Source organism: Stutzerimonas stutzeri (assembly GCF_000952685.1).
In the GTDB taxonomy this organism is placed as follows: Bacteria; Pseudomonadota; Gammaproteobacteria; order Pseudomonadales; family Pseudomonadaceae; genus Stutzerimonas; species Stutzerimonas stutzeri_E.
The window spans coordinates 19408-32571 of sequence record NZ_JYHV01000016.1; the positions used below are offsets into that span (position 1 = coordinate 19408).

Here is a 13164-nt window from a genome sequence, read left to right on the forward strand (position 1 = left end):
ACCCAGGCAGGTTCGTAGGTTAGCTGGCTGAACATCTGGCCGTGCGGTTCAGCATACCGCGACGGTATGGAGCTATCTCGGGTTCGTGCTGTTGAATGCATGTCGACAGCGTTCTTGAGTAGCGCCGATAGCGCACGGCTATGGTTGCTACTGTTATGCGATTCGCAGAAAAGCAAACGCCCCGAACCAGTCGGGGCGTTTGCTCATCTTCCGCTACTCATGCAGACGGCGTTAACCGTCTGTAAGGCGGACATGCATGGCTCAGCGCATCAAACCGCAACCACGTCGATCTTCGCCTTGGCCGCGGACTCACGGAACTCGGCGATCTGATCGAAGCTCAGGTAGCGGTACACGTCCGCTGCCATGGTATCGATCTGCGCGGCGTAGACCATGTACTCCTCGACGGTCGGCAGACGACCGAGAATCGAGGCGACTGCTGCCAGCTCGGCAGAGGCCAGGTACACATTGGTCGCATCGCCCAGGCGGTTCGGGAAGTTACGAGTCGAGGTGGAAACCACTGTCGAACCGGTTTCGACCCGAGCCTGGTTACCCATGCAGAGCGAGCAGCCCGGCATTTCCAGGCGCGCACCGGCGCGACCATAGATGCCGTAGTAGCCTTCTTCGGTCAGCTGATGCTGGTCCATCTTTGTCGGTGGTGACAGCCACAGACGAGTCGGCAGGGAGCCTTCGACCTTGTCCAGCAGCTTACCTGCAGCGCGGAAGTGACCGATGTTGGTCATGCAGGAACCGATGAACACTTCATCGATCTTCTCGCCCTGTACGCTCGAAAGCAGACGGGCGTCGTCCGGGTCGTTCGGCGCGCACAGAACTGGCTCGGTGACTTCGGACAGATCAATTTCAATGACTTCGGCGTACTCGGCGTCGGCGTCGGCGCTCATCAGCTTCGGATCGGCCAGCCAGGCTTCCATGGCCTGGGCGCGGCGCTCAAGGGTACGGGCGTCGCCGTAGCCTTCGCTGATCATCCAGCGCAACAGGGTGATGTTGGACTGCAGGTACTCGGCGATAGCCGCTTCCGGCAGCTTGATGGTGCAGCCTGCAGCCGAACGCTCGGCAGAGGCGTCGGACAGCTCGAAAGCCTGCTCGACGGTCAACTCGTTCAGTCCTTCGATCTCGAGAATACGGCCGGAGAAGATGTTCTTCTTGCCCTTCTTCTCGACAGTCAGCAGGCCTTTCTGGATGGCGTAGTAGGGGATCGCATGAACCAGGTCGCGCAGGGTGATGCCAGGCTGCATCTTGCCCTTGAAGCGAACCAGTACCGATTCCGGCATGTCCAGCGGCATCACGCCGGTGGCCGCGGCAAAGGCGACCAGACCGGAACCGGCCGGGAAGGAAATACCCATCGGGAACCGGGTGTGCGAGTCGCCACCGGTACCGACGGTATCCGGCAGCAGCATGCGGTTCAGCCAGCTGTGGATGATGCCGTCGCCCGGACGCAGGGAAACACCGCCGCGGGTCATGATGAAGTCCGGCAGGGTGTGGTGCGTGGTGACGTCGATCGGCTTCGGATAGGCCGCGGTGTGGCAGAACGACTGCATCACCAAGTCAGCTGAGAAGCCCAGGCAAGCCAGGTCCTTCAGCTCGTCGCGGGTCATCGGGCCGGTGGTGTCCTGGGAGCCAACGGTGGTCATCTTCGGCTCGCAGTAGGTGCCCGGACGCACGCCTTTGCCTTCCGGCAGACCACAGGCGCGACCCACCATCTTCTGTGCCAGGGTGAAGCCCTTGTTGCTTTCAGCCGGCGCTTCCGGCTTCTTGAACAGATCGGACGGGCCCATGCCCAGCTCGGCACGTGCTTTTTCGGTCAGGCCGCGACCGATGATCAGCGGAATACGGCCGCCGGCGCGTACTTCGTCGAGTAGAACGTCGGTCTTCAGCTGGAAGGTGGTGACCAGCTCATCGCTGCCATGACGACGGACTTCGCCCTTGTAGGGGTATACGTCGATCACGTCACCCATGGCCAGATCCGAGCAGTCGAACTCGATCGGCAGCGCGCCTGCGTCTTCCATGGTGTTGTAGAAGATCGGCGCGATCTTGGTGCCGAAGCAGAAACCGCCGGCACGCTTGTTCGGTACGTTCGGGATGTCATCGCCGAAGAACCACAGCACCGAGTTGGTCGCCGACTTACGCGAAGAACCGGTACCGACCACGTCACCGACGTAGGCGACCGGGAAGCCCTTGGCTTTCAGTTCTTCCATCTGCTTGAGCGGACCAACGGAACCAGGCACGTCAGGCGTGATGCCGTCGCGGGCCATCTTCAGCATGGCCAGAGCATGCAGCGGGATGTCCGGGCGCGACCAGGCGTCCGGTGCCGGCGATAGGTCGTCGGTGTTGGTTTCGCCGGTGACCTTGAATACGGTCAGGGTAACTTTCTCGGCAACAGGGGCGCGGTTCTTGAACCATTCGCCTTCGGCCCAGGATTGCAGGACGGCTTTGGCGTTCGCATTCCCGGCCTTGGCTTTCTCGGCTACGTCATGGAATGCGTCGAACATCAGCAGGGTGTGCTTGAGTTGTTCGGCGGTGGCGTCGGACAGTTCCGGGCTGTCCAGGAGGTCGACCAGCGTGACGATGTTGTAACCGCCCTGCATGGTGCCCAGTAGCTCGACGGCGTGTTGCTTGCTGATCAGCGGAGAGGTGGCTTCGCCCTTGGCGATGGCGGCGAGGAAACCGGCCTTGACGTAGGCGGCTTCATCCACGCCCGCGGGAACGCGGTTGGTGATCAGATCGAGGAGGAATTGCTCTTCGCCGGCTGGCGGATTTTTCAAAAGGTCGACCAGGCCTGCGGTCTGCTCGGCGTTCAGCGGCTGGGGCACGACGCCCTGGGCGGCACGCTCTTCTACGTGTTTGCGATAGGCTTCAAGCACAGTTTTATACCCTCATCATTGGTCCCTTGGGTGTCTCGGGACGCGCATCCGGAAGCTGTTTTCAAAGTTTTACGCCGGTTTCCGGGTGCGCAGGTTAGAGGGATCTGCGCACCCGGTAGGTAGCCGGTCAACTGTGCTCGTGACGCTTTGAAAACAGCTTCTTGCGGATTGTTGCGCCTAAAACGGCGGGCCGATTCTACTGGAACAGGCCCGCAAAGTTAAGTGAAACGCCGTGCCCATCGAATCTGGTGCGTCCTGCCGGGCTGTTGCGAAAACGCGCTGGAGTACCGCAGGGCGCGGGATGCACGGCCATGGGCGGGTGCCCAGGTGGATTCTTCCGTGACCCGGCTTGGACAAAAGTCTAAGATGCGGCGCTGTTCTCCGATCCACCGCCCGTTATGTCCAATCAGCGCATCAAAACCCCTTGTGTGGGCCTCTGTTCCACTGTTTACGGTGATCTCGTCTGCCGTGGCTGCAAGCGTTTCCATCACGAAGTGGTCAGCTGGAATGCCTATGACGAGGCGAGCAAGCGCTCCGTATGGCTGCGGCTGGAACAGCTCCTGGCGCAGGTGATGGCTGCCAAGCTGGAAATCTTCGATGCGGAGCTGTTGCGCCGCCAACTGGAAAGCCGACAGATCCGCTTCGTTGCGGAACAGTCACCCTACTGCTGGGCTTATCAGCTTATCGCTAGGGGCGCGCGGGTGATTCAGCAGCTCGACGCCTATGGCGTAGTCTTGCTGCCTGAGTTTCGCGACTGGTCGCTGCCCGAGCTTCGCGATGCTATCGACCGGGAGTTTTTTCTTCTCTCAGAGGCGCACTATCAGCGCTATATCGCGCCAGGGTTTTTGGGCGAGATCAGCGGCTAGCGGCCGCAGCGGCGGTAGCACTGCTCTCGCCGGAGATGGGCGCGCCGGGCCGGTTACCGACGTGCCAGTTCTTCCAAGTGATCGATGATACCTTTCGGCTTGAGCACCAGGACGTCACTTTCCAATGTATCGAGCACCACTTCTGCCGTATTGCCCATTAGTGCGCCGGAAAAGCCCGTGCGGGCTACCGTGCCGATAACCGTCACAACGGCTTGCAGCTCGTGGCAAACGCGAGGAATCAAGGCATCGGCCGGACCCTCCTCGATATGTAGATGGCTATCCGGAATGCCGAACTCGGCCTGGAACTGCTTACAGGCATCGCGATAGCGCGCTTCGATGGTTTCCTTGAGCTGGAAAGCGGGATCGGCCGCCGAGAGCATGGCCGACGGGTGGGCACTGATGACGTGCAAGCTGCCTTCGGCAAGCGAGGCGATATCGTAGCCATGATTGACGATGCTGGCATGGAGCGTGCGATGTTCGAGATCGGCGTTGCCGACGTCGACCGCGGCAAGCACCGTGCCGCCGGTCCAGGGCGCTTCGGTCTTGGCCATCAGCACGGGGCAGGGGCAGTAACGCAGTAGTTTCCAGTCGTCCGGCGTCAGCAGTGCGCGCTTCAAAGGAGAGTCCGCGATGTGCTGCTTGATCACCAGATCACAACCTTCGGCTTGCTGTACCGCAATGATTGTCTGGTGAAGATTTTCATGCCAGGCCTGATGAACGGCTACGGTCTGCCCCTGATCTTCCAGTTCTGCGCGAAGCCTGGCGAGGTATTCGCTGTGTTCATGCTTGCCATCGCAGACCAGCAGATGCAGTTTTGCCTGACTGACGCTGCCGATCAGGCGCGCTCGTTTCAGTGCCAGGTTGTCGGGCAGGTTTGGGTCGATTATTACGAGGATGCTGCGAATGGCTTGCATGATCGGCTCCGTTTCCGGTTTCGTAATGTCTTCACTATAGCTAAGGCAACCCATTTGGTTGTGACGCAAATCAACCCGCACTGGCCGCAGGAAATTCGGCTCGTATAATGCCCGTCGTCCGCGGCTTCGAATCGCGGTATCGCCGCCGTTCACCTCTTATTGCGAATACACCTCATCATGCTTCCCGAATTGAACGAGTTTCTGGGCTGTGCAACGCCTGCCGCCTGGGTCGATGTTGCACTGCAGAACCAGGACGTAATGCTCATCGATCACGGCAACTGCGAGAAAAAGGCCGCTGGCGCGGCCTTCCAGCTGATGTTCCGCTATGTCGACAAGCCCGATCTGCAGAACAAGATGTCGCGCCTGGCGAGAGAGGAACTGCGACACTTCGAGCAGGTGCTGTCGATCATTCGCAAGCGCGATATCGGCCTGCGCAACATCGGCTCATCACGTTACGCCGCCGGATTGCGGGAGTTGGTTCGCAACCATGAACCTTATCGGCTCACCGATACCCTGGTGATCGGAGCCTTTATCGAGGCGCGGTCTTGCGAGCGCTTTGCGATGCTGGTGCCGCACCTGGATGAAGAGCTGGGCAAGTTCTATCACGGTTTGCTGAAGTCCGAGGCGAGGCATTTCCAGGATTATCTGAAGCTGGCGTATCTCTACGGCGATGCGTCAGATATCGACGCGACCATCGTTCGGGTCCGTGAGCGCGAGCGCGAGCTGATCGAAAGCCCGGATGACGAGTTTCGCTTTCACAGCGGTGTACCGAGCGCCGCCTGATTCGCTCAGTCCAAGTCGAACGGAGCTTGGTGAAAGCCTGAGTCATCGATCTGCAGCGCCCAACCCTGGCGATCCCAATCACCTAGCACTATACGTCTGGCGGCTTGATCGTCGACTTGGAACGAGTGCGTAGCGGGGCGGTGGGTGTGGCCATGAATCAACGTGCGGACCTTGTGTCGCTGCATGATCCTGACTACCTCGTCGGGCGTCACGTCGACGATGTCGCTGGCTTTCATGCGTGTCTCCTGCTTGCTGCTCGAGCGCAGCTTCTGCGCCAACCTCTGACGCTTGGCCAGGGAGAGGTTGTGCAGGATGAACAGGCTGATCGGGTTGCGCAGCCAGCGCCGTAGCCGCATGTAGCCTTCGTCTCGCGTGCACAGACTGTCGCCGTGCATCAGCAGTACTCGCTCTCCGCCAAGCTGCGCGATATGCGGATCGGCCAGGAGCGTACACCCGGCCTCTCGGCTGAACGCCTTGCCGATCATGAAGTCACGGTTGCCGTGCATCAGATAGATTCGGGTTCCCCGCTGGCTCAACGCCTTCAGCGCTCCGGCTATCTCGTGCTGATAGGGCGTCATGCCATCGTCGCCGACCCAGACCTCGAAGAAATCACCCAGGATGTAGAGCGCCTCGGCCTGGGGCGCTCGTGTGTCGAGGAAGCGAAGAAACGCCCGGGTGATATCCGGGCGTTCTTCTTCCAAGTGCAGGTCGGAAATCAGCAGGATCAATGCGATTACTCGACGATCTCGGCTTTCTCGATAACCACGTCTTCCACCGGCACGTCCTGATGACCTGACTTCATCGTGGTGGGAACGCCCTTGATCTTTTCGACCACGTCCATGCCTTCGACCACTTCGCCGAACACGGCGTAGCCCCAGCCTTGAACGGTTGGCGCGGTGTGATCGAGGAAGTCGTTATCTTTGACGTTGATAAAGAACTGCGCGGACGCCGAATGTGGCTCCATGGTGCGGGCCATGGCTAAGGTGCCCGTCTTGTTGGAAAGGCCATTGTTGGCTTCGTTCTTGATCTGGCCACGGGTAGTTTTTTGCTTCATGCCTGGCTCGAAGCCGCCGCCCTGAATCATGAAGTTGCTGATGACGCGGTGGAAGATGGTGCCGTCATAGTGGCCGGTCTTCACATATTCCTTGAAGTTGGCGGTGGTTTCAGGAGCTTTGTCTTCGAACAGCTTGACGGTGATGACGCCATGATTGGTGTGGAGTTTGATCATTGGAAGCCTTCCTTATGATAAAGAGTTAGAAAATGGGTGTTGCGATTGCGCAATTGGCGCGGTCGCCCCGGAGACTCGCTGCTGCGGCGCAGTGCGCAGCAGGGCGCTTTGCGCTGTCAGGGGGTTGATGGGTCCGCTATGATAGGTGCTTTGTTTTGGCCGGCCTACCCTGAGAGAGCGTTTACAAATTACTGCGCTCGGCCATGCTGCGTTGAAATCAGCCTCAAATGCTCATGTACTACTTGTATATTCCGCTTTTTCGACTGATTGATTCGCGGCGCTCACCCTTCGGGCCAGCCTTTGGCTGTTACTCCCGATGGTCGTTGCGCCTTGCCCGACCATTTTTGTAAACCTCTCTGAGCCGCACACTCGCAGATCGTTAAGGACACCATGAGCAAGCCTGAGACTACCGCAGCCACCAACTTTCTCCGCCCGATCATTCAGGCCGACCTGGAATCGGGCAAGCATGCCAAGATCGTCACGCGCTTTCCGCCCGAGCCCAACGGTTATCTCCATATCGGCCACGCCAAGTCGATCTGCCTGAATTTCGGCCTGGCCAAGGAGTTCGGCGGCGAGTGCAACCTTCGCTTCGACGACACCAATCCAGCGAAGGAAGATCAGGAGTACATCGATGCGATCAAGAGCGACGTCCAATGGCTCGGTTTCCAGTGGGCGGGTGAAGAGCGCTATGCCTCCAATTATTTCTCCCAGCTCCATGAATGGGCCATCGATCTGATCAAGGCGGGCAAAGCCTACGTCTGCGATTTGACCCCCGAGCAGGCTCGGGAGTATCGAGGCAGCCTGACCGAACCGGGCAAAAACAGCCCGTTTCGCGATCGCTCGGTGGAAGAAAACCTGGATTTGTTCGCTCGGATGAAGGCCGGTGAATTTCCGGAGGGCGCCAAGGCGCTGCGCGCGAAGATCGATATGGCCTCGCCGAACATGAACCTGCGCGACCCGATTCTCTATCGTATTCGTCATGCGCATCATCACCAGACCGGCAATGACTGGTGCATCTACCCCAGCTATGACTTCACCCATGGCCAGTCGGACGCCATCGAGGGCATCACTCATTCGATCTGCACCCTGGAGTTCGAAGATCACCGGCCGCTCTATGACTGGTTCCTCGAAAACCTCCCGGTTCCTGCGCGCCCGCGGCAGTACGAATTCGCCCGGCTCAACCTGAACTACACCATCACCAGCAAGCGCAAGCTCAAGCAATTGGTAGATGAGAAGCACGTGAACGGTTGGGACGATCCGCGCATGTCGACGCTCACCGGCTATCGCCGACGCGGTTATACCCCGGCGTCGATTCGTTCCTTCTGCGACATGATCGGCGTGAACCGTGCCGGTGGTGTGGTCGACATCGGCATGCTCGAATTCGCAATCCGCGAGGATCTGGACGCCAACGCACCACGCGCCATGTGCGTGCTCAAGCCACTGAAGGTCGTCATCACCAACTACCCCGAAGGTCAGGTCGAGAATCTGGAGCTGCCTCGCCATCCCAAGCAGGACATGGGCGTACGCCAATTGCCGTTCTCCCGCGAGATCTACATCGACGCCAGCGATTTCGAAGAAGTCCCGCCGGCCGGCTTCAAGCGCTTGATTCCGGGCGGCGAAGTGCGTTTGCGAGGCGGCTACGTTATCCGTGCCGATGAAGCGGTTAAAGACGAGCACGGCCACGTCGTCGAGCTGCGTTGTTCCTACGACGAAAACACGTTGGGCAAGAACCCGGAAGGCCGCAAGGTCAAGGGCGTCATTCACTGGGTTCCGGCCGCCGAGAGCCTCGAGTGCGAAGTGCGTCTGTACGACCGTTTGTTCCGCTCGGCCAATCCTGAGAAAGACGAGGAGGGCGGCAGCTTCCTCGACAACATCAACCCCGAGTCGCTGGTGGTGCTCAAGGGCTGCCGTGCCGAGCCCTCGCTGGCCTCGGCCCAAGCCGAAGACCGTTTCCAGTTCGAACGCGAGGGCTATTTCTGCGTCGATCGCAAGGACAGTCACCCGGGCGCCATGGTGTTCAATCGGACCGTGACGCTGCGTGACTCCTGGGGAGGCCAGTAATGGCGTTGTCCATCTACAACACCCTGACCAAGGCCAAGGAGCCCCTCAAGCCGCTGGTCGACAACCAGGTACACATGTACGTATGCGGCATGACGGTCTATGACTTCTGCCACATCGGTCACGCGCGCGTCATGGTGGCGTTCGACGTGGTCTCGCGCTGGTTGCGCCAGCGTGGTTATGAATTGACCTACGTGCGCAACATCACCGATATCGACGATAAGATCATCCGGCGTGCTCAGGAAAATGGCGAGGCCTTCGAGGCGTTGACCGGACGCATGATCGCCGCCATGCATGAGGACGAGGCACGGCTCAGCGTCCTGCGGCCGGATCTCGAGCCGCGTGCCACCGAGCACATCGCCGGCATGCACAGCATGATCCAGACCTTGATCGACAAGGGCTTCGCCTACGCGCCGGGTAATGGCGATGTCTATTACCGAGTCGGCAAGTTCGTCGGCTACGGCAAGCTGTCACGCCGAAAGATCGAAGATCTCAAGATCGGTGCGCGCATCGAAGTCGACGAGGCCAAAGAAGATCCGCTGGACTTCGTGCTCTGGAAAGCGGCCAAACCGGGTGAGCCGAGCTGGGATTCGCCGTGGGGAGCGGGGCGTCCGGGCTGGCATATCGAATGCTCGGTGATGTCTACCTGCTGCTTGGGGGAGACCTTCGATATCCACGGCGGCGGTCCCGATCTGGTGTTCCCCCATCACGAGAACGAGATTGCGCAGAGCGAAGCGGCAACCGGCAAGCAGTACGCCAACGCCTGGATGCACGCTGGAGCGGTGCGTGTCGATGGCGAGAAGATGTCCAAGTCGCTGGGCAATTTCTTCACCATTCGCGAAGTGCTGGAGAAATACCAGCCGGAAGTGGTGCGCTACCTGCTGGTGTCAAGCCACTACCGCAGCCCGATCAACTATTCCGAAGACAGCCTGAAAGAAGCCAAAGGCGCGCTCGAGCGCTTCTACCATTCCTTGAGGGGCATGCCTGACGCGGCGCCTGCAGGCGGTGAGGCTTTCGTTGAGCGTTTCTCGGCGGCGATGGATGACGACTTCAATACCCCGGAGGCCTGTGCTGTGCTCTTTGAGCTGGCCCGCGAGGTCAACCGCCTGCGCCCGTCCGATCCGCAAGCCGCTGCCGGTCTGGCGGCGCGTCTGAAGGAGCTGGCCGGGCCGCTAGGTGTGTTGCAGCTGGAGCCGGACGACTTTCTGCAGGCCGGTGCCGCAGGTAAGGTTGACGCAGCTGAGGTGGAGGCGTTGATCGCCGCTCGCCTGCAAGCTCGTGCCGAGAAAAACTGGGCCGAGTCCGACCGCATCCGCGATCAGCTCACCGCCATGAGGGTCGTCCTGGAAGACGGCAAAGGTGGGACGACATGGCGGCTGGCTGACTGATTGCTGTCAAAAGGACAAAGGCCGCGTGTGCGGCCTTTTTCATTTGGGGCAACGACGCCTTCTGGCGGGCTCGTTGCTGCGCAGCGTTCAATCTAGGCGCTTCTGAATGCGGGATACCGAAAGGCCCAGCAGAATGGCGCAGAATACCAGCAACCACAGGGCTTCGTTCCATAGCTCGCCCATGCCGGCCTCGCGCAGCATGATGCCGCGGGTGATGCGCAGGTAATGAGTCAGAGGCAAGAGCTCGGCGATCCACTGGGCGGCTTTCGGCATGCCGGCGAAGGGAAACATGAATCCCGACAGCAGAATCTGCGGCAGGAATGTGAAGAACGCCATCTGCATGGCCTGGAACTGCGTACTGGCCAGGGTGGAAAGAAACACGCCAAGCGACAAGCTGGCGACGATGAACAGTAGCGAGGCGCCATAGAGCTCCAGCAGCGAGCCGCGTACCGGCACGGCGAACAGCCAGTGACCGACCAGTAGGATGACGCTGACTTGGATCAGGCCGATGCCCACGAAGGGCAGGACCTTACCGACGGTCAATTCCCACGGCGAGACTGGCGTGGCGATTAGCAATTCGAGATTTCCGCGCTCGCGCTCGCGTACCAGAGCGACCGCGGTGAATAGCACCATGGTCATGGTCAGGATCACGCCCAGCAGTCCCGGTACGGTGTTCAGAGGTGCCAGGCGTTCCGGGTTGTAGAAGTTGACCACCTCCACGGCTTGGCGGTTGCTCCAGCCAGGCAGCGGGTAGGCTGCCAGTTGGCGGGCCGAGGCTTGCACGCTCTGGTCGGAGCCGTCGACCACCAGTTGCAGCGGAGGGCGGTCCTTGCGCTGCAGGCGTGCATTGAAATCCACTGGGACCACCAGAGCAGCGCTGATCCGGCCTTCGCGCAGCAATTGGTTGATCTGTTGCGGGTTGTCCAAGTGGTAGCGCAGGTCGATCACCTGGCTGGAGGCCAGTTCGGCGATGGCTTCGCGGGAGCTGGCGGTATTGGCCTGGTCAAGCACCGCCGCTTGGATGCCGCGCACGTCCATATTGATGGCGTAACCGAACAGCACCAGCTGCAAGAGAGGAATGCCGGCGATCATTGCGAAGGTCAGTCTGTCGCGGCGCAGTTGACGCAGCTCCTTAAGCACGATGGCGCCCAGCCTGCGCAGGTTCATGGCGTGGCCTCCACGGGCTTGTGGGTGACGCTGACAAAGACATCTTCGAGATTGGCTTCACCGTCCCGCAGCTCGGCGGGTATGCCAGCACGCTGTAGCGTGGCTGCGATGGCCTCGCGCGTATCGCTGCCAGCACAGAGGACGCGGAGCACAGCGCCGATCTGCGCCATTGCGAGCACTTTTGGGTGCCCTTCGAGCGCTCGCTGGGCTTGCCGTGGCTGGCGGCATTCGATCAACAGCGGGTGGCTGGGTAGCGCGTCCATCAGCTCTCGCGGACTGCCGTCGGCAACCAGCCGGCCCGCGTCGAGAATGCCCAGGCGGGTACAGCGCTCGGCTTCATCCATGTAGTGCGTAGAAACCAGCAGTGTGGTGCCGGCATCGGCCAGTTCGAACAGTGATCCCCAGAACTCTCGGCGCGATTGCGGATCCACGGCGCTGGTGGGTTCGTCGAGCAGCAGCAAGTCGGGTTTGTGCAGCACGGCGCCGGCCAGTGCCAGACGCTGCTTCTGCCCACCACTCATGGTGCCGGCCATTTGCGAGCGCTGGTCGGTCAGCCAGTAGCGCTCCAGCAACTCCTCGGTACGCTGGTGGGCGTCCCGACGGCTCAGGCCATGGACGGCGGCGAGGAACTCCAGGTTTTCCATGACGGTAAGGTCGTCATAAAGGGAAAACTTTTGCGTCATATAGCCGATGCGGCGCTTCAGTGCTTCTGCGTCTCGAGGAATCTGGTAGCCGAGCACTTCGACTTCTCCCTCGCTGGGCTGCAGCAGGCCGCAGAGCATGCGAATGGTGGTGGACTTGCCACAGCCGTTGGGTCCGAGGAAACCAAACACTTCGGTGCGGCGCACGTTAAGCTCAAGATGGTCGACGGCGGTCAGCGTACCGAAGCACTTACTCAGGCCTCGGGCGCGTATCACCAGATCGTCAATGTTCATCATTCAACCGTTCTGCCCGTAGAGGCAGCCCGGCCGGTAGCCGCTGCGCCTCAGCACCTTCGAGCACCAGTTCGGCGCGGTAGGACAAGCGACTGGCGTCATCGCCCGTGAGTGCGTAGTAGGGCGTGAAGCTCGCCTCGCTGCGAATGCTACGCACATGTGCGGCGAACGGCTGGTCGACGCCTTCAACCCAGACCTGCATGCCGTCTCCAATGTGGATCTGCGCCCGCTGACTCGCAGGTATGAATACCCTCGCATAGGGCGCATCGCCCACCAGTAGACGGACCAGTTCGGCCCCAGCAGGCGGTTGGTCGCCTGTCTTGAAGGGCAAGGCATCCACCAGACCGGCACGGGGCGCTCGCAGGCTGAGATGCTCACGGCCGATCTGCAGCTGGTTCAGATTCGCGCGCGCGGCGTCTAGCGCGGCAGTGGCTTGGTCCAGGCGTTCCGGCCGTGTGCCGTTGGTCAACTCGCTCAGTTGCGCCTCGGCGCTGCGCACGGAGGCCCTGGCTTGATCCCGGGCGGCGCGCGAGCGATCCAGCTCGGCGATGGCGACCTGCTTGCGTTGATAGAGTGCAGCGATGCGCTGGAAGCTACGCTCGGTATCGGTCTGTTCCGCACGGCTCCTCGCCAGCCGTGCGCGGGCCGCTTCGATGGTCTCGCTACGGGCGCCATTGCTCATTTCAGCGAACTGGGCGGCGGCCTGATCGACCTGTCCCCTGGCCTGGGCGATGCGGGCATCGTGGCGGCGCGCATCCAGCTCCAGCAGTAGCTGGCCGGCTGCCACATGATCGCCTTCGTTGACGTTCACGCTAAGCATGATTTCCGAGGCCTCGGCGGGCAGGCTGATCGAATCCCATTCCAAGGTGCCGAGGAGTTTGTCGTTTTTAGCTTCACAGCCGATAAGCCCGAGGAGTAACAGGGCGACAAGTAGTACACGGCTCAT

The 13164-nt window shown here is 60.7% G+C and carries 11 protein-coding genes; 4 read left to right on the plus strand and 7 right to left on the minus strand.

Going from position 1 to position 13164, the window contains the following annotated elements; translation table 11 throughout:
• Nucleotides 1-269: 269 nt before the first annotated feature.
• Nucleotides 270-2879 carry a bifunctional aconitate hydratase 2/2-methylisocitrate dehydratase gene (acnB, locus tag UF78_RS10265; protein ID WP_045162105.1) on the minus strand — a complete coding sequence of 870 codons (2610 nt, stop codon included), beginning with the start codon at nt 2877-2879 and terminating at the stop codon, nt 270-272.
• Nucleotides 2880-3277: 398 nt separating this feature from the next.
• On the opposite strand from acnB, the gene UF78_RS10270 reads away from it, so the two are divergent.
• The gene (locus tag UF78_RS10270; protein ID WP_045162107.1) at nt 3278-3745 is read left to right on the plus strand and encodes a DUF1289 domain-containing protein; all 468 of its coding nucleotides are present in this window, start codon (nt 3278-3280) and stop codon (nt 3743-3745) included.
• A gap of 53 nt (nt 3746-3798) precedes the next feature.
• Here the strand turns inward: UF78_RS10270 and UF78_RS10275 are convergent, their stop codons facing one another.
• On the minus strand, nt 3799-4659 hold the full coding sequence (locus UF78_RS10275; protein WP_045162109.1) for a universal stress protein: 861 nt from the start codon (nt 4657-4659) through the stop codon (nt 3799-3801).
• A 177-nt stretch (nt 4660-4836) separates the two neighbouring features.
• On the opposite strand from UF78_RS10275, the gene UF78_RS10280 reads away from it, so the two are divergent.
• Nucleotides 4837-5442, plus strand: coding sequence for a tRNA-(ms[2]io[6]A)-hydroxylase (locus UF78_RS10280; protein WP_045162111.1), 606 nt, complete (start codon nt 4837-4839; stop codon nt 5440-5442).
• Between the two features lie 5 nt (nt 5443-5447).
• Here UF78_RS10280 and lpxH read toward each other — a convergent pair whose 3' ends face one another.
• Nucleotides 5448-6170 carry a UDP-2,3-diacylglucosamine diphosphatase gene (lpxH, locus tag UF78_RS10285; protein ID WP_045162113.1) on the minus strand — a complete coding sequence of 241 codons (723 nt, stop codon included), beginning with the start codon at nt 6168-6170 and terminating at the stop codon, nt 5448-5450.
• Between the two features lie 5 nt (nt 6171-6175).
• Nucleotides 6176-6670, minus strand: a complete 495-nt coding sequence (locus tag UF78_RS10290; protein ID WP_045162114.1) for a peptidylprolyl isomerase — start codon at nt 6668-6670, stop codon at nt 6176-6178.
• Nucleotides 6671-7060: 390 nt separating this feature from the next.
• Here UF78_RS10290 and UF78_RS10295 point away from each other — a divergent pair, with 390 nt between their 5' ends.
• Nucleotides 7061-8731: a glutamine--tRNA ligase/YqeY domain fusion protein gene (locus UF78_RS10295; RefSeq protein WP_045162115.1), complete on the plus strand. Its 1671-nt coding sequence runs from the start codon at nt 7061-7063 to the stop codon at nt 8729-8731.
• On the plus strand, nt 8731-10116 hold the full coding sequence (cysS, locus tag UF78_RS10300) for a cysteine--tRNA ligase (protein ID WP_045162116.1): 1386 nt from the start codon (nt 8731-8733) through the stop codon (nt 10114-10116). Before UF78_RS10295 ends, cysS begins: the two co-directional genes overlap by 1 nt.
• 87 nt (nt 10117-10203) lie before the next feature.
• Here the strand turns inward: cysS and UF78_RS10305 are convergent, their stop codons facing one another.
• The 3 genes from UF78_RS10305 to UF78_RS10315 are packed head-to-tail and all read right to left on the minus strand — an operon-like array spanning nt 10204 to nt 13164.
• Nucleotides 10204-11283, minus strand: coding sequence for an ABC transporter permease (locus tag UF78_RS10305; protein WP_045162117.1), 1080 nt, complete (start codon nt 11281-11283; stop codon nt 10204-10206).
• Nucleotides 11280-12221, minus strand: coding sequence for an ABC transporter ATP-binding protein (locus tag UF78_RS10310; protein ID WP_230623613.1), 942 nt, complete (start codon nt 12219-12221; stop codon nt 11280-11282). The genes UF78_RS10305 and UF78_RS10310 overlap by 4 nt, the downstream gene beginning before the upstream one ends.
• Nucleotides 12208-13164 (minus strand): HlyD family secretion protein, encoded by a 957-nt coding sequence (locus UF78_RS10315; RefSeq protein WP_045162118.1) that lies wholly within the window; start codon nt 13162-13164, stop codon nt 12208-12210. The genes UF78_RS10310 and UF78_RS10315 overlap by 14 nt, the downstream gene beginning before the upstream one ends.

Coding starts and splice junctions, on each gene's coding strand:
- UF78_RS10275 (WP_045162109.1), bottom strand. CDS start 4,659: ATGCAAGCCATTCGCAGCATCCTCGTAATAATCGACCCAAACCTGCCC.
- cysS (WP_045162116.1), top strand. CDS start 8,731: ATGGCGTTGTCCATCTACAACACCCTGACCAAGGCCAAGGAGCCCCTC.
- UF78_RS10270 (WP_045162107.1), top strand. CDS start 3,278: ATGTCCAATCAGCGCATCAAAACCCCTTGTGTGGGCCTCTGTTCCACT.
- UF78_RS10315 (WP_045162118.1), bottom strand. CDS start 13,164: ATGAGCCGTGTACTACTTGTCGCCCTGTTACTCCTCGGGCTTATCGGC.
- UF78_RS10295 (WP_045162115.1), top strand. CDS start 7,061: ATGAGCAAGCCTGAGACTACCGCAGCCACCAACTTTCTCCGCCCGATC.
- UF78_RS10280 (WP_045162111.1), top strand. CDS start 4,837: ATGCTTCCCGAATTGAACGAGTTTCTGGGCTGTGCAACGCCTGCCGCC.
- UF78_RS10305 (WP_045162117.1), bottom strand. CDS start 11,283: ATGAACCTGCGCAGGCTGGGCGCCATCGTGCTTAAGGAGCTGCGTCAA.
- UF78_RS10310 (WP_230623613.1), bottom strand. CDS start 12,221: ATGATGAACATTGACGATCTGGTGATACGCGCCCGAGGCCTGAGTAAG.
- UF78_RS10290 (WP_045162114.1), bottom strand. CDS start 6,670: ATGATCAAACTCCACACCAATCATGGCGTCATCACCGTCAAGCTGTTC.